Below are 18,234 nucleotides of genomic sequence, written 5' to 3' on the forward strand. Positions count from 1 at the left end.
GTGGCGCCGATGAGATCACGGTGTACGAGCGTGCCGCGGGGCACCTGGCGGACCGCGGCGTCGGGCTCGCGGTGCACAACTCCCGTTACGCGGAGCTGGATTCGGCCGGATATCTGGACGCGGACATGCCGTGGGTGCAGTTGGAGCGGCGGCGCTGGTATGTGCGGGACGGATCCGCGGCCGGGCCGCTCGGCCACGAGATCGGGGTGTTGCCGTTCACGTTCCGTACGTACAACTGGGGCCCGCTGTGGCAGGAGTTGCGCCGCAGGGTTCCCGAGTCCGTCGAGTTCCGGTCCGGGGTCCCGGTGGAGGAGGTGCGGCCGGGGAGCGAGGGCGCCGAGATCGATACCGCCGAGGGAACCGCGCGCTTCGACCTCGTGATCGGCGCGGACGGCTACCGCTCGGTGGTCCGTACGGCGGCGTTCGCCGACGTGCGTCCCACGTACGCCGGCTATCTCGCCTGGCGGGGCGCCTTCCCCGCAGACCGCCTCGTGGACCCGGAGCTGTGGGCGGAGCAGGACTGCGTGTACGTCGTCTTCCCCGGCGGCCATCTCATCGTCTACCGCATCCCCGACGGCACGGGCGGCCACCGCGTCAACTGGGTGCTCTACACGGCGCCCCCCGCGGACCTGGATCTCGGGCTCGGCCGCGATCTGCGGCTCACCGCCCCCACGAGCCTGCCGCCGGGCGGCCTCACGGAGGCCCTCACCTCCCATCTCACGTTCGTGTGCGACGAGTTTCTGCCGCCCTACTGGGGCGACCTCGTCCGTACGACCACTCCCGACGAGCTCTTCCTCCAGCCCATGTACGACTTCACGGCGCCCCGCTACACCACGGGCCGGGTGCTCCTCATGGGCGACGCGGCCACGGTCGCCCGGCCGCACACCGGGGCGGGCGCGGTGAAGGCGCTGCAGGACGCGACGGTCCTGGAGTCCGCCTTCGCCACGGCGACGACCTGGCCGGACGCCCTGGACACGTACGACACCGACCGCACCGTCGCCGGTGCCGTGATGGTCGACCTGGGGCGCCGCCTCGGGCGCGCCCTTGTGGAGGAGACGCCGCCGTGGCGGTCCATGGACCAGACGGCGCTCGAGACGTGGTGGAAGCAGGCGGACGGCGGCGGGGCGTTCGGGGGGGCGCGAGCTGAAGCGGTAGTCGAGTGTGGGACCGGGGCGGTGAAAGCTGATACCCAGCCGCCGGTTTGGGTATGCACGCCAAGATCAATAAGATCCGGCGATGATCACAAGACAACGGCTGGCGGCCGGGGCCTTCGCCCTGCTCGCCGCCTTGACCGCCGGACTCGGCACGGCGGGCCCCGCCGCGGCCGAAGCCGACGAACCGGTCCAGCCCTCCCCCAAGGTCGAGCTGGTGCTCGACGTCAGCGGTTCCATGCGGGCCCGCGACATCGACGGCAAGTCCCGGATGGCGGCGGCGAAGCAGGCCTTCAACGAGGTGCTCGACGCCACGCCGGACGAGGTCCAGCTCGGCATACGCACGCTCGGCGCCAACTACCGCGGCGACAACCGCAAGACGGGCTGCAAGGACACCGAGCTGCTCTACCCCGTCGCCGAGCTCGACCGCGCGGGCCGCACCGACGCCAAGACCGCCGTGGCGACGCTCGCGCCCACCGGCTGGACGCCGATCGGCCCCACGCTCCTGAAGGCCGCCGACGACCTCAAGGACGACAACACCGAGCGCAGCCGCCGCATCGTCCTCATCTCCGACGGCGAGGACACCTGCCAGCCGCTCGACCCCTGCGAGGTGGCCCGCAAGATCGCCGCGGAGGGCATCCACCTCACCGTCGACACGCTCGGCCTGGTGCCGGACGCCAAGACCCGCGACCAGCTCAGCTGCATCGCCGAGGCGACCGGCGGAACATACACATCCGTACGCCACACCGATGAACTCTCCGGCCGCGTCAAGCAGTTGGTGGACCGCGCGGCCGACCCCGTCGCCACGCCGGTCGCCGCGAAGGGCGCGGCGCAGTGCTCCGACGCCCCGCAGCTGAAGGCCGGGCTCTACACCGACCGCGAGAAGTTCGGCGAGCACCGCTGGTACCGCGTGGACGTCGAGCCCGGGAAGGAACTGCGCGCCTCCGTCAGCGTCGCGGCGGACCGGGCGGTGCATCAGGACTACGGCGTACTGCTCCGGGCCTCCACCGAGAGCGGACGCGAGATCGTACGGGGCGCGGAGGCGGGTGACGGACGCACGGACGTGATCTCGACGGGCCTGCGCTACCCGAAGCCGGAGCAGGACTCCGACGACTCCGATGACTCTGCCAGCGAGCCCGTCGCCGAGACGGTGTGCCTGCGGGTCAGCAACTCCTTCTCGGCACCCGCGTCCGTCAAGACGACGCCCGGCCTGCCGGTCGAGCTGAACATCGACGTGGTGGACGCGCCCGACGAGGCGTCGGACGTGGCGTCGTTCGGCCTGGGCAACGGCTGGTGGCTGCTCGGCACACTGATCCTCACCGGCTTCGTCGCCGGTCTGGTCTGGGGCTGGGTCTCGCGCTGGCGCTTCGCGGTCTGGAGGACCAACTGATGCGTACGACACGTGTGTTGAGCCGGGTGGCCACGCTGGGGGCGGCCGCACTGCTGGCCCTGGCCGGGACGGCGGGCGTCGCGGTGGCCGATTCCTCCGACGGCGACGAGAAGCCCGCCACACCGACGGAGGCCGGTACGTCCTTCCGCACGGCGACCGCGATCCAGCAGGACCAGGAGGCCACCGCGGAGGCGTCCACCGGCGACTACCTGTACTGGGCGTTCCCCGCGGACATCGGCCAACGGCCCACCGTGCACGCCACGGTGGAGCTGCCCGAGGCCGCGTCGGGTCGCTCCGGGTCCACCTGGCAGGTCGACGTGTACGACGGGTTGCGGCGCCACCAGGCGTGCCGGTACGGCGCGCAGACAAAGACGGCGGCGCAGGACGCGAAGACGGTCGAACTGTCCTGCACCCTGCGCACCGTCAAGGGCTGGGCCGAACCGTGGGCCAACGACCCGCTGCAGGGCACGTACTACGTACGCCTGACGGTCACCGACCTGGACGCGGACGCCCTGGGGCTGCCGATGAAGGCCTCGACGAAGGTCACGTCGAACGACGGAGGCGGCGCGCAGGCGGTGGACGGCGCGCTTGCGAAGCCGCCGGTGCCGGGGATCGGCACGAAGACGGCCGCGGCGTCCAGTGAGCCGGAGGACGGCTGGTCGTCCGCGTGGTGGTCGTCGCGCTGGCTGTGGACCGCGGGCGGCGGCGTACTCGCCGCGCTCGCGGGTGTCGGCGGCTACTGCCTGACACGCGGCTCGGGCCGCCCGTCACGCGTGCCCGCCGGGATCTGACCTCTGTGGTGGCCGCACCGCGCGCCCGGGTGCGGCCACCACCGATGGAGTTGCACTGGTATCGGCATGAGCAAGGACCCGGAGCAGGTGGCGCAGTTGGGGGCTGGGCGGCCCCGGTCGGACGGCCAGCGACGTGGCGAGGGCGGGCTCGGCCAGGGGGCGCAGGGCTACCCGTGGGAAAGGCGGTAGCCCGACCACGTCATAGAAGACGGTCCAGGAGGGCGCGCTGGTACCGATCGCGGTGAGCGTCTCCTGGAAACTGGTGAACGGCGGCCCCAGAAGCGGTTCGGCCCCGGCTGAACGGAGGGCGCCGGTGATCAGATCGTGGAAGGGCGGATTGTTCTCCCGCGGCGCGAGCCGCAGCGGCAGGTCGGCCAGCTGCTCCAGGCGCAGGATCGGCTCGATCGCCAGCGCCTGGTTGTCGGGCAGGGCCACATACAGCGGATCGCTCCACACGGGCAGGAGTTCAAGACCCGGTGCCGCGGGCAGCGCCCGTACGAGAGCGGCGTCCAGCTGACCGGAACGCACTGCGGTCAGCCGGTCGGCGAGGGCCAGGCGCCGCAGTCGGACCTGGAGCCGAGGCGCGGTGGCCGACAGCTCGTTCAGCAGGCGGTAGATCCGGTCGCCGGGGCCTTGGACGCTGCCCAGGCGCAGCAGGCCGTCGTCTCCGGACGCGATGTCGGCGGCCACCTGGCGGGTGCGGCGCGCGGCCACGAGCACGGCTTGCGCCTCGGGCAGCAAGCGCTCACCGGCGCCGGACAGCTGCACATGACGGGTGGAGCGCTCGAACAGCACCACCCCCAGCTCGCGTTCGAGGCGGCGGATCTGCTGACTCACCGCTGACTGGACGATGCCCAGGCGCTCGGCGGCACGGCCGAAGCCCCCCTCCTCGGTGACGGCCACGAAGTACTGCAACTGCCGCAGCTCCACATGCCCCTCCGATTGATCGCGACCGGTGATTTCTACAGGCGACAACTGCTTCTGGTTCGCGGCTTGTTCCCCGGTTGGAATGGAACCCGGTCACAGAGATGGGCGAGAGGATCCAAGAAAATGGTTCGGGACGCTGACAACACCAAAGACGCGCTGATCGTGAGGTCCGAGGAGGCCGAGTACGTACCACTGCCCCACGGCGGAGGCTTCCGGTTGCTGGCCGAAGCCGGGGCAACCGGCGGCGCGCTGGGCGCGAACCGCCTGATCCTCGGCGCGGGCGCCGACGGTGCCAGGCCGCATTTTCACGTGCTGTCGTCAGAGCTGTTCTACGTACTCTGCGGCACGGTGGAGTTCTTCCTGGACGGTGAGATGACATCCGTGGGACCAGGTGGTCTTGTCGTCGTTCCGCCAAGAATGCCGCATGCTTTCGGCGCCGCCCCCGGTTCCACCGCCGACCTACTCGCGGTGCTGACCCCAGGCATCGACCGGTTCGGCTACTTCCGCGCTCTGGGACGCATTCAGCACGGCCTGGACTCCTTTGACAGCCTTGAGTCCGAGCAGGAGCGCTACGACGTGCATTTCCTCGACGCCGCGGCCTGGCAGTCAGCACGGACCGGCTGAGCCATTGCATGCTGCCGCTTCCGGCGGGAATCGGCCCCAGTGTCAGATCTCCAGGTGCCGTGACAGCGTTGCCGCTCGCCGGCTGAGGGTTTGGGCCGCGCTTCGCAGGCGGTGGGCGTGCTCGACGGGCAAGGACAGGGCCAGGCAGCCGATGGCCGTGCCGACAGAGAGGGGTACGGCTGCGCATACGGTTCCGATGGCGTATTCCTGCAGGCCCAGGACTGGGGCGTCGCTGAGCTGCTGGCGTTCGAGTACGGAGAGGAGGAGCCGCTCATGGACGAGGGTCCTGGACGTGAGCCGGACAGGTTTGTGTCGGGACAGATGGTCCATGCGTCCCTCGTGGTCGAGTTGACCGAGCAGGCATTTCCCCAGGGCGGTGGCATGTGCGGCTTCCCGGAAGTCCACCCATTCGTTCGCCCGCGGAGTCCGTGGGCCGTCGGCGAAGTCGACGATGTCGACCTCGCCATCGACATACCTGCTCAGATAGACGGCCGCACCCAGTTCCTCACGCAATTCATGGAGGGCTCGGTGCAATCGGGAACTTTGGGCATTCCCTCCTGTCAGAGGTGAGATTCGGTGTTCAGGGGAAACGGCGTAGAGGCCGTTGGAAAGGTGCGCCGGATCATCCGCTCGGTCTTCTGCAGGTACCTCTCGTAGCAGTCCAGGAGCGCCCTGCTCTGTTCGCCGTCGAACTGCAACGGAGGATCGTCCGGAGTGGATGGACCTGTCCTCACCACAGCTTGGATTCCACCATGCCCGCGTAGTCAGGGGGTTGCGCCGGACGAAAGCGGCGCAACACAGCGACCAGCGCACGAGCCGCACATACTCCTGCCGGCACATATCCGGCGAACTCCAGGGGCGTCATCAGGCGCTCCTCGACCTTCCGATGGGTGGCGCTACCGCGCCCTCACTCCCCATACGGATGAGCATGGCTCGTCATTAACGCAGCCCTCTGGCGAACCTTCACTTTGCTGCGTATCCATCACCCCAGGAGCTCAGAACGGTCAAGAACGTTCGTCGTTGCGCTCATGAGGCATTCCCATAGGCTCGCCCAGGCTGGGGCTTTCGCGGCTGGCCTTGGCCACCCGCTGGTCGGTACGCCCCTGCGGCGGGCGCATCAGCGTCGGAGTGCGGCCGGTGAGCATTAGGATCAGGAGCCATGATCATCGAAGCGCGCGTTCCCAGCACTCTGGTTCAGGAAGTTCCGCGCCATGGGTGATCTGCTGCTCGTCCGGCACGGCGAGACCCAGTGGGCCCTGACCGGGCAGCACACCAGCTGGACGGACATCCCGCTCACGGAGAACGGCCGGGAGCAGGCGCGGGGGCTCGCGTCGCTGATCGGGACGTACCGGATCGGGGCGGCGTTCACGAGCCCCCGGGAGCGGGCCCGGGACACGGCGGCGCTCGCGGGGTTCGGCGACGCGCGGGTCGATGCCGACCTGAGCGAGTGGGACTACGGGGCGTACGAGGGCGTGACGACGGTGGAGATCCACCGCGACCGCCCCGACTGGTACCTGTTCACGGACGGGGTCGCCCCCGGGCCCCCGGAGCATCCCGGGGAGAGCCCGGAGCAGGTCGGGGAGCGGGCGGACCGGATGCTCGCCAAGGTGGACGCGGCGCTGGCCGAGAACGAGGGCAGCGTGGTGCTGTTCGCGCACTCGCACTTTCTGCGGGTGCTTGCCGCGCGGCGGCTCGGGCTTCCCGTCTCCGGCGGGGCGCTGTTCCAACTCGCGACGGGGACGGTGAGCCGCCTGAGCACGGAGCATGGGCGTCCGGTGGTGGCGGGCTGGAATCTGCGGCCGAGTTCATAACCCGTCCGGCGGCTGACGGCGGACCCGGACTTGGTCGACACACAGCGTCAAGATCATCGAGACTGGCCCTCATGCGATACGGCGTAAATCTCCTCAACTTCGGCTCCGGCACCACCCCGGAGACCCTCACCCGCCAGGCCACCGACGCCCGCGACCTCGGCTACACCTTCGCGATGATCTCCGATCACATAGCCGTCACCCCGGACGTGCACGGCGTCTACCCCGCCCCGTTCTACGACCAGTTCCTCCTCGCCGCCCACCTCGCGGGCCGCGTACCGGGGCTGCGGCTCGGCACCACCATCACCGTGATCCCCTACCGGCACCCCCTCCAGACGGCCCGCCTCGCCGCCAACATCGACCAGCTCAACGGCGACGCCGGCTTCGTCCTCGGCGCCGGTGTCGGCTGGTCCGCCGCCGAGTACGAGACGCTCGGCATCCCCTTCCGCGAGCGCGGCGCCATCACCGACGAGTACCTCGCCGCGATCCGCGCCGCGTGGACCGAGGAGACGACGTCCTTCCAGGGGCGGTACGTCTCCTACGAAAGCGTCCACACCGCCCCCGCCCCGGCGGCGTCGCAGCTGCCCGTCTGGGTCGGCGGCAACTCCCCCGCGGCCCAGCGCCGCGCCGCCCGACTCGGCGAGGGCTGGCACCCGTTCATGCCGACGCTCGCAGCGCTGCGTGCCGCGCTGCCGCTGATCGCGCGGGAGGCCGAGGCCGCCGGCCGGCCGGCCCCCGCCCTGGTGCCGCGGCTCCAGCTCCGGCTCGCCCCGCAGCCGGACACGGCCGAGCGCCCCCTCGGGCACGGCAGTGTCGACCAGCTCCGCGGCGACCTGGAGGCCCTCGCCGAACTGGGCGCCACGGACGTCCTCCTGGACACCTACCCCGGTACTCCGGGCGAGCGAGGCACCGCCGAGGACGACCGTCGCGTACTCGAAGTGGTCGCGGAGAAGGTCGTCGACCTCGCCACGGGGGACGTTCGCTGAAGCCGTTGTCAGTGGCGCGAGGCACCATCGGGACCAGGAGCAGGAGAACCTGGGAAGAGGTGGACTCATGGCGAAGCCGCCGACGGCAGCTCAGCGCCGCATCATCGAGGCCGCGGACCCCGCGACCGGGCGGCTGACCGGGAGCGAGGCGCAGTTGGCCGCACTCGTGCGCCACCGCCTCGCCTTCCGGCACCCCCGGCCGCCGCACGCCTTCTTCCTGACGCCCGCGGGACATCGGATACGGGAGGAGGCGCCGGGTGCCAAGGCCGACACCCCAGAGGCACCAACCGCCGCCCCCTCCGGCCTCTTCGCCGCCCGCACCGGCACCGAGCCCGCGCCCCCGCCGGGCGCGACCGGCCCAGCCCGCGCCCGCGACGTACGCAGCGCGTGGGAAGGCCTCCTCGAAATGCGCCGCATGACCAACCCGGACGGCGCGCGGGACCGCCCCTGCGCCTGGGAGCGGACGCACCTCGTCCAGGCCGCGGCCCTGGCCCTGGAGGCGGCGGGCCGCCCGCCGGGACCCGAGGGCTACGGGGTGGGCGAGACCCCGCAGCCGGAGGCCGTCGCGGTGCGCGACGTGTCGGCCGAGGGCCTGCGGGCGTGCGCGGCCGCGCTGTCGGCGGCGGGCTGGCAGGTCAGCGAGCATGCCGAGCGGCCGGGCGGCAGCCACTATCTGCTGGCCTCACCGCGCAGGGCCGGCTGGTAGAGGTTGAACTCGTACACCGTGAACCGTTGAAGCGGACGGCACCCACAGCCAATCGCAGCGGCCGGGGTCAGGCGTCGGCCAGGCCCCGCCGCTCGTCGTACGCCGCCCGCGACTCGGCGATCGTCACCCGGTGGCGCTCCGCCCAGCCGGTCAGCTGAAGCAGGGTTCCGTGCAACTCCTCGGCCACCGGCGTCAGTTCGTACTCCACCTTCGGCGGGACCGTCGGGTGCACCGTGCGCACGAGCAGGCCGTCGCGCTCCAGATTCCGCAGGGTCAGGGTCAGCATGCGGCGGCTGATTCCGTCGATGCTGCGCTCCAGTTCAGTGAAGCGGATCGGCCCGTGCGCCGCCGCGACCAGGATCGGGACGCTCCATTTCCCGACCACCCTGTCAAGAACTTCCCGCACCGGGCACGCCTGCGCGTTCACCACCTGCGAGGTAACACCGGTGTTCCCTTGGGACATTGAAGTGCCTCCTTCTCGACGCCTCCATGGTCACCCACGATGAGTCCCGTTACAAGTCGTGCACCTATGCAGTTCATGGAGGTTTTTGTCGTGTCCGAGGGTCAGTTCAAGGGGCAGTCCAAGGGGCAGCCCAAGGGGCATTCCACGCCAGCACGCTCACGCTGGGCTTCGCTCGCCGTACTGTCCTCGGGCCTGCTGATGACGATCATCGACGGCAATATCGTGACCGTGGCGATGCCGTCCATCCAGAGCGATCTCGGCTTCTCCGCGCCGGGTCTCGCCTGGGTGGTCAACTCCTATCTCATCGCTTTCGGCGGTCTGTTGCTGCTGGCCGGGCGGCTCGGTGATCTCGTCGGGCGCAAACGGATGTTCGTGTGGGGCCTCGCCCTGTTCACCGCCGCCTCCGTGCTCTGCGGGGTCGCCGCCGACCAGGGCGTGCTGATCGCGGCGCGCGCCGTGCAGGGTGTCGGCGGGGCGATGACCTCCGCCGTCGTGCTCGGCATGCTGGTGGCGCTCTTCCCCGAGCCGCGCGAACAGGCCAAGGCCGTCGCGGTGTTCAGCGCGGTCGGCGCGGCGGGCGGTGCGCTCGGCACGTTCCTCGGCGGCGCGCTGACCGAGACCCTGAACTGGCACTGGATCTTCCTGATCAATCTGCCGATCGGTGTCGTCGCGCTCGTCGCTGCGGTGCGCGTTCTTTCGAACGACCGCGGCACCGGGCTCGGCGGCGGCGCCGACTATCCGGGCGCGGCGCTCATCACGGGTGCGCTGATGCTCACCGTCTACACGATCGTCGGCTCCGCCGAGCACGGAACGTCCGCCACCCTCGGCCTCGCCGCGCTCTCCCTCGCCCTGTACGCCGCCTTCGCCGTCCGCCAGGCCCGCGCCGCCCGCCCCCTGCTGCGGCTGCGCGTCTTCCGCTCCCGGTCGCTGACCGGCGCCAACGCGGTGCAGATCGCGATGATCGCCGGGATGTACGGCTTCCAGTACATCGGCGCCCTCTACTTCCAACGCGTCCTTGGATACGGAGAGTTGAAGACAGGCTTCGCCTTCCTCCCCGCCCCCGTCGTCATCGGCGTACTGATGCTGAGCGTGTCCGCGAGGCTGATCGGCCGGTTCGGTCCCTACCGCCCGCTGCTCGCCGGGCTCACCCTCATCACCGCCGGTCTCGCCCTGCTCGGCCGGCTGCCCGCCGATGGTTCGTACGTCACCGACGTGCTTCCCCCGATGATTCTGCTCGGCGCGGGATTCGCCGCCGCGATGCCCGCCGTGACCGGGCTCGCGATGTCCGGGGTGCGCGAGGAGGACGCGGGGCTCGCCTCGGGGCTCTTCAACACCACGCAGGTGGTGGGCGGTTCGCTGGGTCTCGCCGTGCTGACGACACTGGCTGCGAGCCGCACGGAGGCACTGCTCGCCGACGGCGGACGCACCCTGGCGGCCACGGCCGACGGCTACCGGCTCGCCTTCTGGGTCGCCGCCGGGATCGCGGCGCTCGGCCTCGCCGTCGCCGCGACGGTCCTGCGGCCGGGGCGCCGCCCCGCCGTCACCGTCGGGCCGACACCCGGCCACCGCGAGGCGGCTGCTGTGCGAAGCGCCCGTTAGCCCGGTCCGCGTACCTCACTTGCCTCACGGACGGGCGGACCACTACCGTCCGGCCAGCCGTGAATCTACGCGCGTTGCACATCGAGTGAGAGGCCCTGACCATGCGTAAGTCCGTCTTGACCGCAATGACCGCCCTCGGCGCGGGAGTTGCCGTTCTCCTCACCGCAGGCCTGTCCCCGGCCCAGCCGAAGGCCGCCGCCGACTGGCAGCGGGTCGGGTACGACCTGCGGTCCGGCATCAGCGGTCTCGCCGTCGCCTCCCGCTCGGGTGACACGTTCAGCGCCCTCGTCGTACGCGACAACAAGAAGCCGGGCCAGAATCGCATCGCCGAAGTCACCTATAGGCCGGGGCAGACCCCCGATACCTCGCCGCTCACCTGGCAGGGCGGCGCCGAGCCGGTCGACCTGGAGGCGCTCGACCGGGTGCCGGGGACCTCGGACGAGTACGTGGCGGTCGCGAGCCGCGGCCTCGTCTACCACCTGAAGCTGACCGACTCCGGCGAGGCGGTGGAGGTCCTCGACATCTCGCCGCTCCCCGCGATCGGCAACGGCGACGACTTCGAGAGCTTCACGCTGACCTCGCAGAAGGGAAAGCTGGCCGCGGTCTGGGCCGACCGGGGCGCGGGCGACCGTCCGGCCACGTTGTACGCGGCGCCGTTCTCGATCAGCCCCTACGGCGAGTCCAAGTTCGGCGCGGTGTCGAAGACGGAGTTCCGCGCGCCCTACCCGAACGGCGACGTCCGGCACGCCTCCGACATCGACGTGACCAAGTCGGGGCGCATTCTCATCAGTTCGGCTTCGGACGGCGGTGACGACGGCCCGTTCGACTCGGCCGTGAGCGACGCGGGCAGGCTCGCCGTCACCGACGCCGGGAAGTGGCGCCTGACGCTCGCCAAGTCACCCGATGTCCTGCGGAAGTTCAAGGGCCACAAGATCGAGGCCCTGCACTGCGTCCCCGGCTCGGGCCTCGCCGCCCTCGGCACGGACGACGAGAACGCGGGTGGTTCGGTCACCACCGCCCGCTTCTGCGCCTGACCCCGGGGCGGAGCCGTCGAGGCCCGCCGCCTCCTCCCTTGAGCTCCTGAACTCGCCCTGTACGCCGGTACATTCGGGTGACCCCCGCGCACTGCAGGGCCATGGACACCGCCATGGCCAGACAGACACCCGGCAGGCCGAGGCCCAACAGGGCGTAGGCCAGGGCAAGTTGGAGCACGACGCCGCACGCGGTGATGCGGGCGAGGGCCGGGCTCGAACCGCTGCCCTCGAAGACGCCGCCCAGCGCGATGAAGCAGGCGAGCAGCACCAAGTACGGGCCCAGGCACCGCAGATAGAGCGCCCCCGCGTCGGCCACCTCTCCCCCGGCGCCGAAGCCCCGCATGATCCAGGGGCCCGCGGCTAGCAGCACCAGCGCGGCGAACAGCCCCAGCGCCCCGGCGACGAGCAGCGCCTGGCGCCCTACGGCGCGGCGTGCGTCGCTCCCCGCGCCGAGCAGATGGGCGGTGTGGATCGCGGCGGCCTGGCGTACGGAGTAGAAGGCCATGGTCGCCAGGTACATCGCCTTGGTCGCGATGCCGTACGCGGCTACCTCCTCGACGCCCAGTCTGGCGACGACCGCGACGAGCGCGAGCGCTCCCGTCATTCGGATGACGAAGTCCGCCGACATCGGGAGGCCGGTCGCGGCCGTTCCGCGTGCGTCGGCGTAGAGGCGCCTGCCTTGTGCAGTGATGTACCTGCGGGTCGGCGGGGGCTGGTCGCGCAGTTCCCCGCGCCCCTTACGGGGCTCGATACCGCCCCGCAGTGCCAGGATCCCGCACACCAGCGCCACCGTCCGCCCGGCCACCGTAGCGATCGCCGCGCCGCGTACGCCGAGTCCGCAGGCCAGGATGAGGAGCGGATCCAGTACGAGGATCAGTCCGTTGGCCAGCAGGGCGAGCCGCATCGGCGTACGGGTGTCTCCCGTGCCCTTGAGGATGCCGTCGACGACGTTGGTGGCGAAGTAGACCGCCATGCCGGGCAGTGCGACGGCGAAGTACTCCGTGGCGAGCGGCAGGGCGTCGCCGGCGCCTGAGCCGAGCACCAGGCGGGCCAGCGGCTCGCGCCATACGTAGCCGCCGACGGCGACCACGGGAGTGATCAGCGCCCACAGCGCCCAGCCGCCGCGCACCGCGGACCGGGCCGCCGCCGGGTCCCCCGCTCCCCTGGCCCGGGCCACCAGCACGGTGGTTCCGGACCCGGCCATGAGGATGACGCCGAGCAGCACGTTCTCGACGTTCGTGGCGACGGCCACCGCGGCGACCGCGTCGCCGCCGAGCCGGGCCACCCAGACCATGTTGATGATCCCGGCCGTGACCCCCGCGAGGAGCTCGAAGTAGACCGGGTACGCGAGCGACACCAGCCTGCGCCGGTGCTCGGTCGGTCCCATGACACATCCCCCCATGGCACATCCCCCTCTTTCCGCTGTACATCGAATCGAGGTACAGCGGAAAGAGATAGCATCACGGCAGGAGATGGACAAGTGCGCGGCAACGGAAAGGGGCTCGCCTCACATGCTGGAACTGTCGATCCTGGGCTTCCTGAGCGAGGAGCCCCTGCACGGCTATGAACTCAAGACCCGCATCCAGGGCCTGAGCGGCCATATCCGCCCGGTCAGCGACGGCGCGCTCTATCCGGCGATCACCCGGCTCGTGAAGGCGGGCCTCGTCGAGCAGCACACCGAGCCCGGCAAGAGCGCCGCACCCCGCCGGATCCTCTCCCTCACCGAGGCCGGCCGCACCGAACTGCTCGCCCGCCTGAGGGATCCCAAGGACGCCGAAATCACCGACGGGCAACGGTTCTTCACGCTGCTCGCCTTCCTGCGCCACCTTCCCGACCCCACCGAGCAGGCCGCGGTGCTCCGCCGCCGCCAGGCCTTCCTGGACGCTCCGGCGAGCTTCTTCTACCGCGACGGAAAACCGGTGAAGGCGGAGGAGACCCCCGACCTCTTCCGCCAGGGCATGCTCAGGATCGCCCGCGCGACGGGCACAGAGGAGAAGAAGTGGCTGGCCGAGGCCATCAGCACCTTGGAAGGGTGAGCAGAGGAGACACGCTGCCACTTCTGTCCTGTAGTCAACTGCGCCCTACGCCTCAGAACGGTTCGTGTACCCCTGTGGCTGGGGCAGACGGCCTTCACGGCTTTAGCCACCTCCCCGGATCGGGGCCCGCGGCGGGCAAGTCCAGGGGGCCACTCGTTCACATTCCGGGCAGACGCAGAGCCTGCCCGAGTTGCCAGCGAGCGTACGGCCCCCTGAACATGCCCGACCCCAACCCAGGCAGGACACCGACCAAAGCCGCTGCGGCCGGCCGCGTGGGCACGCGCGCCTCTACCTAGGCGGAGCCGACGAGAATCTGGCAGGTCACGAAGCTGGTGGGGGATTCGCCGCCGGGTCGGCCATGCTGGCGGTGAAGTGTTGGAACGCCGACAGTTCAAAGCCGCCGTGCCCAGTGATCCCGGCGTGCTTGACACCACAGTTGGGCGTCATCTCCCGCCGCCGTATCGACGCATTGCTCTGAGCAGGTGAGGCACTTGCCGATGTGGCGCACGGCCACTTCCGGTTCGGCTTTCAGCGTCCACTCAGCGAAGCGATAGACGCCGCGCGAGACTCTGCCCGCGCTCATCCGAATGCCTCAGCCGGAAGCTGTGGACCGTCCCCGTCGTCGCGATCGTCCTCCTCCGCGTCGACCGGGCCAGGATCGTCATCGGGTACGGGCAGCCGTGTGCCCCTGCTGTCTGCGATCCGCTTCGTGTCGCGCAGAGACTGGCTCATGCAGGACAGCGCGAACCGGAGCTGATCAGCAGTGGCCTTACTGTCGTCGAGCAACTCGGCAACATGGCTCAGCAGGTCACCCGCCATGCCGAGCTGTACGGACTCGATGTTGTCCGCCACGCGGGCCAAGTAGCCGTTGCCGTCGCTGGACAGGTAGCAAGGCTTGCCTTCGGGGGTCGACCAAGGAAGCAGCCGTGCCGTGTGCGTCGCGACCGTCACGCGATCACCTCCGTACCGTGCGGCTCGGTCACGGGGGTCCTTCTTCAGCAAGACCCTTGCGCCGAACACCTGTTGATCCCATCCCATGGCCCTATAGACCCGCCCTATATTGGAGATATGGGAGACACGCCCGGGAACCTGTGGTCGCACCCGCAGCTCGCAGCGGCGGTCACCAGTGAGGACTGGGGGCGCGTCTTTCGCGCGTACCGCAAGCTCACCGGCTTGAGCCAGACGAAGCTGGGGGAACGGGTCGGCCTCGCCCAGCCTGACGTGTCGGACATCGAGCGGGAGCCCCGCCGGATCACCTCCGTCGAGGTGAGGCAGCGGATCGTGGCCGGGCTCGGGATTCCGGCCGAACTCCAGGCCGTAGCAGCAGAGGCAGGCCGGACAGAGACTCCGATTCCGGGGCTTTCGCTACCGGGAGCCGCGCCGGATGAGGATCTATTGGCCCGTGTGACGAGCGTGGTCGACTCTTCCCACCGAGTCGACGCAGCGACTCTCGATTGGCTAGACCGTCTCCTCGCCGAGCACCGTCGCGCCGAGGACCACATTGGGTCACGGCCGCTCGTCGAGGTGATGCGTCAGCAACTCCGGACCGTCGTTGACCTGTACGCGGGGGCGCGTGGCCCGCTCGCAGACCGCGTCGTACGACTCGCCTCCGAACATGCGCAGTTCCTCGCATGGATGGCCCAGGACCAGGCGCAGTCTGCCGCTGCCCTTGCTTGGTACGACCGTTCGCACGAGTGGGCGTTGGAAGCGGGAGACGCCAACATGGCCGCCACGACGCTCAGCGTGAAGGCCCACATGGCGTGGTCCGGTGGCCGGGGAACCAGGTGTGTCCGCCTGGCGGAAGCAGCCCGCTGGTCAGCGCCGGGCACTTCGCTCGGAGTGCAGGGCATGGCCGCACAGATGGCTGCCCGAGGGCACGCGCTCAACGGTGAGGCCGACGACGCTCACCGCCTGCTCGATGAAGCGCAGGGGCTCATCCGCCGGGCCTCCGAGCACCCCGAGGACGAGCCGGTGTGGATGTATTTCTACGACGAGACGTGGTTCACCCTGCAACGAGGCATGGCTGCACTGCACTTGCGTGACTGGCGGGAGGCCGTGGATCAGATCACGGTCGGGCTCGCCGCACTGCCGGACGAGTACCGACGCGACAAGACTTGGTACCGCGCTTGCCTCGCGCACGCACTCGCCGGGGCCGGTGAGTCTGGCCAAGCCGCGTCAGTTGCTGTGGCGAGCGTCCCCGACGCCGCCGACATCGGGCGTCCGCACTAGTGGAACGAGCTGCACTCCACGGCCGCCGTGCTGATGCGCCGAGGAGCGAAGGAAGGGCCACAGTTGGCTGCCGCGCTCCGGGAATATGACTAAGGCTGCAACCTCCCTAATAGCTGACGTCCAGGCGGCGTGGTGATGTTTCTTAACGTAGGTTCTCTTGTCTTGAGACCATGCCAGCAGCTCGCGGGCTGCGGCGTACACGCTCAGGGTGTCCTCGCCCGCCCAGCACCCCTTCTCATCAGCGAGGCAGTTACCGAGTAGCTGAACAGGACTTAAAGTGCGCTGTGCCTCCATATATACCGCCTGAGGTGGACCCCTGGGCCGTCGCGTCAGAGCACGGGCGCGCTTTATGGGGTTGACGGCGGCCCTGACGGCAACGTCTCCGCACGGAGCCGCACAACGGCCCACACCAGCAAGGTGGCCAGCTGCCTAACCGGGAGAACCGCAGGCCACCGCCCCAACCTACGGATCAGAAGGTTGCAGGTTCGAATCCTGCCGAGTGCAGTGTGGCGCCGCCCTCCATCACAGCAAGGGTGGGTAGCCAGGCGCAGCCGGTACTTGGCCATTCGGCCCCCAGGATCTCCTCGTCTGTCACGTGATCTTCGGCGTTCTTCCCTCTGCGGATTGCGCGCTGACCTGGCACATGAAGCCTGCTGCCGGGAATGCGGTGCCGTCGACAGACATGTCCGGAACAGGCCAGTGGATCGTCTTCTTCGCTTCTGCGGCGATGACAGGTCGGCAAGGCGGTGTCAGAGTGTGCGCGCACGGTACGTCGTGGGACTCCGGCCGGACCCATCCCCGCACCCTGGCGCCCGCCTCCCGTGGCACCAGGTCCTTGAGAGCACGTCTCACTTCAGCATGCCCCTGTCCGTGATGCCGGGATGGGGGCCGGAGAGGGAACGCGATGGGTTCATGGCAGTGGAACGACCAAGAAAGGCCCACCACCACAGTCGGTGTCCGGGCCACGATGGGCGCCGTCACCATGAAGGACGACCCACAGGCCGTACAGCGACCGTACGTCTTCGTGCGCGGCTATGACTCGCGTCTGCACGTCAACTGGTGGGACGGCAAGGCGTGGCACTGGAGCGACCAGGGCACGCCGGCCGGGCGCACGGTCATCGAGAAGGTCGGCGCCGTCACCATGCAGAACGACGCCGACGCGCAGCAGCGCCCATATGTCTTCGTCATCACCGACGACTCGAAGCTGCACGTGAACTGGTGGGACGGCAGCAAGTGGCACTGGAGCGACCAGGGCGCGCCCGCCGGACGCCTGATCCGTGAGGGTGTCGGCGTCATCTCCGCCCGGGACAATCCAAGCGCGGCGCAGCGCCCGTACGCCTTCGTCATCACCGATGACTTCCACCTGTGGGTCAACTGGTGGGACGGCTCCAAGTGGAACTGGAGCGACCAGGGCACGCCGCCGAACCGCACCATCTCCCGCCCCATCGGCGTCACCACGATGAAGGACAACCCCAACGCCTTCACCCGCCCCTACGTCTTCGTCATCACCGACGACTCCAAGGTCTGGGTCAATTGGTGGGACGGCTCCAAGTGGAAGTGGAGCGACCAGGGCGCGCCGTCCGGGCAGCCGGTCAAGAAGGGCGCGGGCGTCATCAGCGCCCAGAACGACCCGGACGCGGCGGAGCGGCCGTACGTCTTCGTCCAGGGCTACGACTCGAAGCTGTACGTGAACTGGTGGGACGGCAGCAAGTGGAACTGGAGCGCGCAGGGCGCGCCCAGTGGGCGGCTCATCCTCGACTCTGTCGGCGTGGTCACGATGAAGGACGACCCGAACGCCTTCACCCGCCCGTACGTCTTCGTCATCGCCGACGACTCGAAGCTGTACGTCAACTGGTGGGATGGAAAGGCGTGGCACTGGGCCGCCCAGAACACCCCGCCCGGACGCGTCATCGAGCGCCCCGGCGAGGCGATCACCATGCAGGACAACCCGAACGCCACGCAGCGGCCGTACGCGTTCGTCATCACGGATGACTCCGACCTGTGGGTCAACTGGTGGTCGCTGCCCTAAGCAGCGCCATAGGTAGGCCGCCGGGAAAGACCCGGCGGCCTACCTATGAGCCGGTTGCGAACTCGTTCGGGCCAACTGCCTCTGTCCGGGGCCGTCGTTCTCCGGCTGGGGGCTACTGGCCGCCCTGGAGCGGTTCGGGGTGCGGCGCGCCCGCGCCATCTGGACCAGGGTGGGCGGCGCCGTACTGGCCGTGTCCTTCCTGCCGTTCATCGGCGACGGCATGGACGGCGGCACTCGGGTCTCCCTCACTCTGATGCACCTCGCGGTGGCGGCGGTGCTGATCCCGGGGCTGGGCGGCAGGCCCCCCGGGGCGGGAGCCGGTGCCGCCGGGGGATGACCGCCGGCACCAAGTACGCCGCGAACAGCACCAGATGGACGCAGTCCCGCCAGAGCGTCGCGCGACCGGGGATGACCGTCAGAGGGCCCACCACGACCGGTCAGGGTACCGCCACGACCTTTCG

Annotated in this window: 14 protein-coding genes and 5 pseudogenes; 13 read left to right on the top strand and 6 right to left on the bottom strand. The window is 70.0% G+C overall.

Going from position 1 to position 18,234, the window contains the following annotated elements; translation table 11 throughout:
• Positions 1-851 precede the first annotated feature (851 nt).
• The 3 genes and pseudogenes from AB0G47_RS06685 to AB0G47_RS06695 form a co-directional block, all read left to right on the top strand.
• A pseudogene (locus tag AB0G47_RS06685) lies at positions 852-959 on the top strand (hypothetical protein); the annotation flags it as partial.
• A gap of 277 nt (positions 960-1,236) precedes the next feature.
• Positions 1,237-2,541, top strand: coding sequence for a VWA domain-containing protein (locus AB0G47_RS06690; protein ID WP_360764730.1), 1,305 nt, complete (start codon positions 1,237-1,239; stop codon positions 2,539-2,541).
• Positions 2,541-3,332, top strand: a complete 792-nt coding sequence (locus AB0G47_RS06695) for a hypothetical protein (protein ID WP_360764732.1) — start codon at positions 2,541-2,543, stop codon at positions 3,330-3,332. The genes AB0G47_RS06690 and AB0G47_RS06695 overlap by 1 nt, the downstream gene beginning before the upstream one ends.
• Here AB0G47_RS06695 and AB0G47_RS06700 read toward each other — a convergent pair.
• Complete coding sequence (locus AB0G47_RS06700) at positions 3,309-4,262, bottom strand: LysR family transcriptional regulator (RefSeq protein WP_360764734.1); 954 nt, start codon at positions 4,260-4,262, stop codon at positions 3,309-3,311. The two genes, AB0G47_RS06695 and AB0G47_RS06700, sit on opposite strands and share 24 nt — an antisense overlap.
• Before the next feature lie 120 nt (positions 4,263-4,382).
• On the opposite strand from AB0G47_RS06700, the gene AB0G47_RS06705 reads away from it, so the two are divergent.
• Positions 4,383-4,883, top strand: a complete 501-nt coding sequence (locus tag AB0G47_RS06705) for a cupin domain-containing protein (protein ID WP_360764735.1) — start codon at positions 4,383-4,385, stop codon at positions 4,881-4,883.
• A gap of 42 nt (positions 4,884-4,925) precedes the next feature.
• On the opposite strand, the pseudogene AB0G47_RS06710 reads toward AB0G47_RS06705, so the two are convergent.
• Positions 4,926-5,420: pseudogene (locus tag AB0G47_RS06710) on the bottom strand (IclR family transcriptional regulator C-terminal domain-containing protein); the annotation flags it as partial.
• 674 nt (positions 5,421-6,094) lie between these two features.
• Between AB0G47_RS06710 and AB0G47_RS06715 the strand changes: the two are divergent.
• The 3 genes from AB0G47_RS06715 (at position 6,095) to AB0G47_RS06725 (ending at position 8,383) form a co-directional block, all read left to right on the top strand.
• Positions 6,095-6,694 carry a histidine phosphatase family protein gene (locus tag AB0G47_RS06715; protein ID WP_360764737.1) on the top strand — a complete coding sequence of 200 codons (600 nt, stop codon included), beginning with the start codon at positions 6,095-6,097 and terminating at the stop codon, positions 6,692-6,694.
• A 71-nt stretch (positions 6,695-6,765) separates the two neighbouring features.
• On the top strand, positions 6,766-7,677 hold the full coding sequence (locus AB0G47_RS06720; protein ID WP_360764739.1) for a TIGR03619 family F420-dependent LLM class oxidoreductase: 912 nt from the start codon (positions 6,766-6,768) through the stop codon (positions 7,675-7,677).
• Between the two features lie 67 nt (positions 7,678-7,744).
• Positions 7,745-8,383, top strand: coding sequence for a hypothetical protein (locus tag AB0G47_RS06725; protein WP_360764740.1), 639 nt, complete (start codon positions 7,745-7,747; stop codon positions 8,381-8,383).
• A 67-nt stretch (positions 8,384-8,450) separates the two neighbouring features.
• Here AB0G47_RS06725 and AB0G47_RS06730 read toward each other — a convergent pair whose 3' ends face one another.
• Positions 8,451-8,846 carry a helix-turn-helix domain-containing protein gene (locus AB0G47_RS06730; RefSeq protein ID WP_360764742.1) on the bottom strand — a complete coding sequence of 132 codons (396 nt, stop codon included), beginning with the start codon at positions 8,844-8,846 and terminating at the stop codon, positions 8,451-8,453.
• 180 nt (positions 8,847-9,026) lie between these two features.
• On the opposite strand from AB0G47_RS06730, the gene AB0G47_RS06735 reads away from it, so the two are divergent.
• Both AB0G47_RS06735 and AB0G47_RS06740 read left to right on the top strand, forming a co-directional pair.
• A complete protein-coding gene (locus tag AB0G47_RS06735) occupies positions 9,027-10,445 on the top strand; it encodes an MFS transporter (RefSeq protein ID WP_360765148.1) in 1,419 nt (472 codons plus the stop codon).
• A 101-nt stretch (positions 10,446-10,546) separates the two neighbouring features.
• Positions 10,547-11,479 (top strand): hypothetical protein, encoded by a 933-nt coding sequence (locus AB0G47_RS06740; protein WP_360764744.1) that lies wholly within the window; start codon positions 10,547-10,549, stop codon positions 11,477-11,479.
• Here AB0G47_RS06740 and AB0G47_RS06745 read toward each other — a convergent pair.
• On the bottom strand, positions 11,454-12,866 hold the full coding sequence (locus AB0G47_RS06745; RefSeq protein ID WP_360764746.1) for an MATE family efflux transporter: 1,413 nt from the start codon (positions 12,864-12,866) through the stop codon (positions 11,454-11,456). The two genes, AB0G47_RS06740 and AB0G47_RS06745, sit on opposite strands and share 26 nt — an antisense overlap.
• 124 nt (positions 12,867-12,990) lie before the next feature.
• On the opposite strand from AB0G47_RS06745, the gene AB0G47_RS06750 reads away from it, so the two are divergent.
• Positions 12,991-13,515 carry a PadR family transcriptional regulator gene (locus AB0G47_RS06750; protein ID WP_360764748.1) on the top strand — a complete coding sequence of 175 codons (525 nt, stop codon included), beginning with the start codon at positions 12,991-12,993 and terminating at the stop codon, positions 13,513-13,515.
• A 579-nt stretch (positions 13,516-14,094) separates the two neighbouring features.
• Here the strand turns inward: AB0G47_RS06750 and AB0G47_RS06755 are convergent.
• Positions 14,095-14,466 carry a hypothetical protein gene (locus AB0G47_RS06755; protein ID WP_360764749.1) on the bottom strand — a complete coding sequence of 124 codons (372 nt, stop codon included), beginning with the start codon at positions 14,464-14,466 and terminating at the stop codon, positions 14,095-14,097.
• Positions 14,467-14,583: 117 nt separating this feature from the next.
• Here AB0G47_RS06755 and AB0G47_RS06760 point away from each other — a divergent pair.
• The 3 genes and pseudogenes from AB0G47_RS06760 to AB0G47_RS06770 all read left to right on the top strand — a co-directional run.
• Positions 14,584-15,741 (top strand): annotated as a pseudogene (locus AB0G47_RS06760) (helix-turn-helix transcriptional regulator); the annotation flags it as partial.
• A gap of 907 nt (positions 15,742-16,648) precedes the next feature.
• The gene (locus AB0G47_RS06765) at positions 16,649-17,773 is read left to right on the top strand and encodes a hypothetical protein (RefSeq protein WP_360764751.1); all 1,125 of its coding nucleotides are present in this window, start codon (positions 16,649-16,651) and stop codon (positions 17,771-17,773) included.
• A gap of 103 nt (positions 17,774-17,876) precedes the next feature.
• Positions 17,877-18,110 (top strand): annotated as a pseudogene (locus AB0G47_RS06770) (DUF6069 family protein); the annotation flags it as partial.
• Here AB0G47_RS06770 and AB0G47_RS06775 read toward each other — a convergent pair.
• A pseudogene (locus AB0G47_RS06775) lies at positions 18,103-18,207 on the bottom strand (ion transporter permease); the annotation flags it as partial. The pseudogenes AB0G47_RS06770 and AB0G47_RS06775 sit on opposite strands and share 8 nt — an antisense overlap.
• Positions 18,208-18,234 lie beyond the last annotated feature (27 nt).

It is taken from the genome of Streptomyces sp. NPDC021622 (genome assembly GCF_040640795.1).
Classification (GTDB): Bacteria; Actinomycetota; Actinomycetes; order Streptomycetales; family Streptomycetaceae; genus Streptomyces.

What these genes read in the sequence shown, in the direction of transcription:
- AB0G47_RS06750 (WP_360764748.1), top strand. Translation starts at nt 12,991, where the DNA reads ATGCTGGAACTGTCGATCCTGGGCTTCCTGAGCGAGGAGCCCCTGCAC.
- AB0G47_RS06695 (WP_360764732.1), top strand. Translation starts at nt 2,541, where the DNA reads ATGCGTACGACACGTGTGTTGAGCCGGGTGGCCACGCTGGGGGCGGCC.
- AB0G47_RS06705 (WP_360764735.1), top strand. Translation starts at nt 4,383, where the DNA reads ATGGTTCGGGACGCTGACAACACCAAAGACGCGCTGATCGTGAGGTCC.
- AB0G47_RS06740 (WP_360764744.1), top strand. Translation starts at nt 10,547, where the DNA reads ATGCGTAAGTCCGTCTTGACCGCAATGACCGCCCTCGGCGCGGGAGTT.
- AB0G47_RS06745 (WP_360764746.1), bottom strand. Translation starts at nt 12,866, where the DNA reads ATGGGACCGACCGAGCACCGGCGCAGGCTGGTGTCGCTCGCGTACCCG.
- AB0G47_RS06715 (WP_360764737.1), top strand. Translation starts at nt 6,095, where the DNA reads ATGGGTGATCTGCTGCTCGTCCGGCACGGCGAGACCCAGTGGGCCCTG.
- AB0G47_RS06720 (WP_360764739.1), top strand. Translation starts at nt 6,766, where the DNA reads ATGCGATACGGCGTAAATCTCCTCAACTTCGGCTCCGGCACCACCCCG.
- AB0G47_RS06725 (WP_360764740.1), top strand. Translation starts at nt 7,745, where the DNA reads ATGGCGAAGCCGCCGACGGCAGCTCAGCGCCGCATCATCGAGGCCGCG.
- AB0G47_RS06730 (WP_360764742.1), bottom strand. Translation starts at nt 8,846, where the DNA reads ATGTCCCAAGGGAACACCGGTGTTACCTCGCAGGTGGTGAACGCGCAG.
- AB0G47_RS06690 (WP_360764730.1), top strand. Translation starts at nt 1,237, where the DNA reads ATGATCACAAGACAACGGCTGGCGGCCGGGGCCTTCGCCCTGCTCGCC.
- AB0G47_RS06765 (WP_360764751.1), top strand. Translation starts at nt 16,649, where the DNA reads ATGGGTTCATGGCAGTGGAACGACCAAGAAAGGCCCACCACCACAGTC.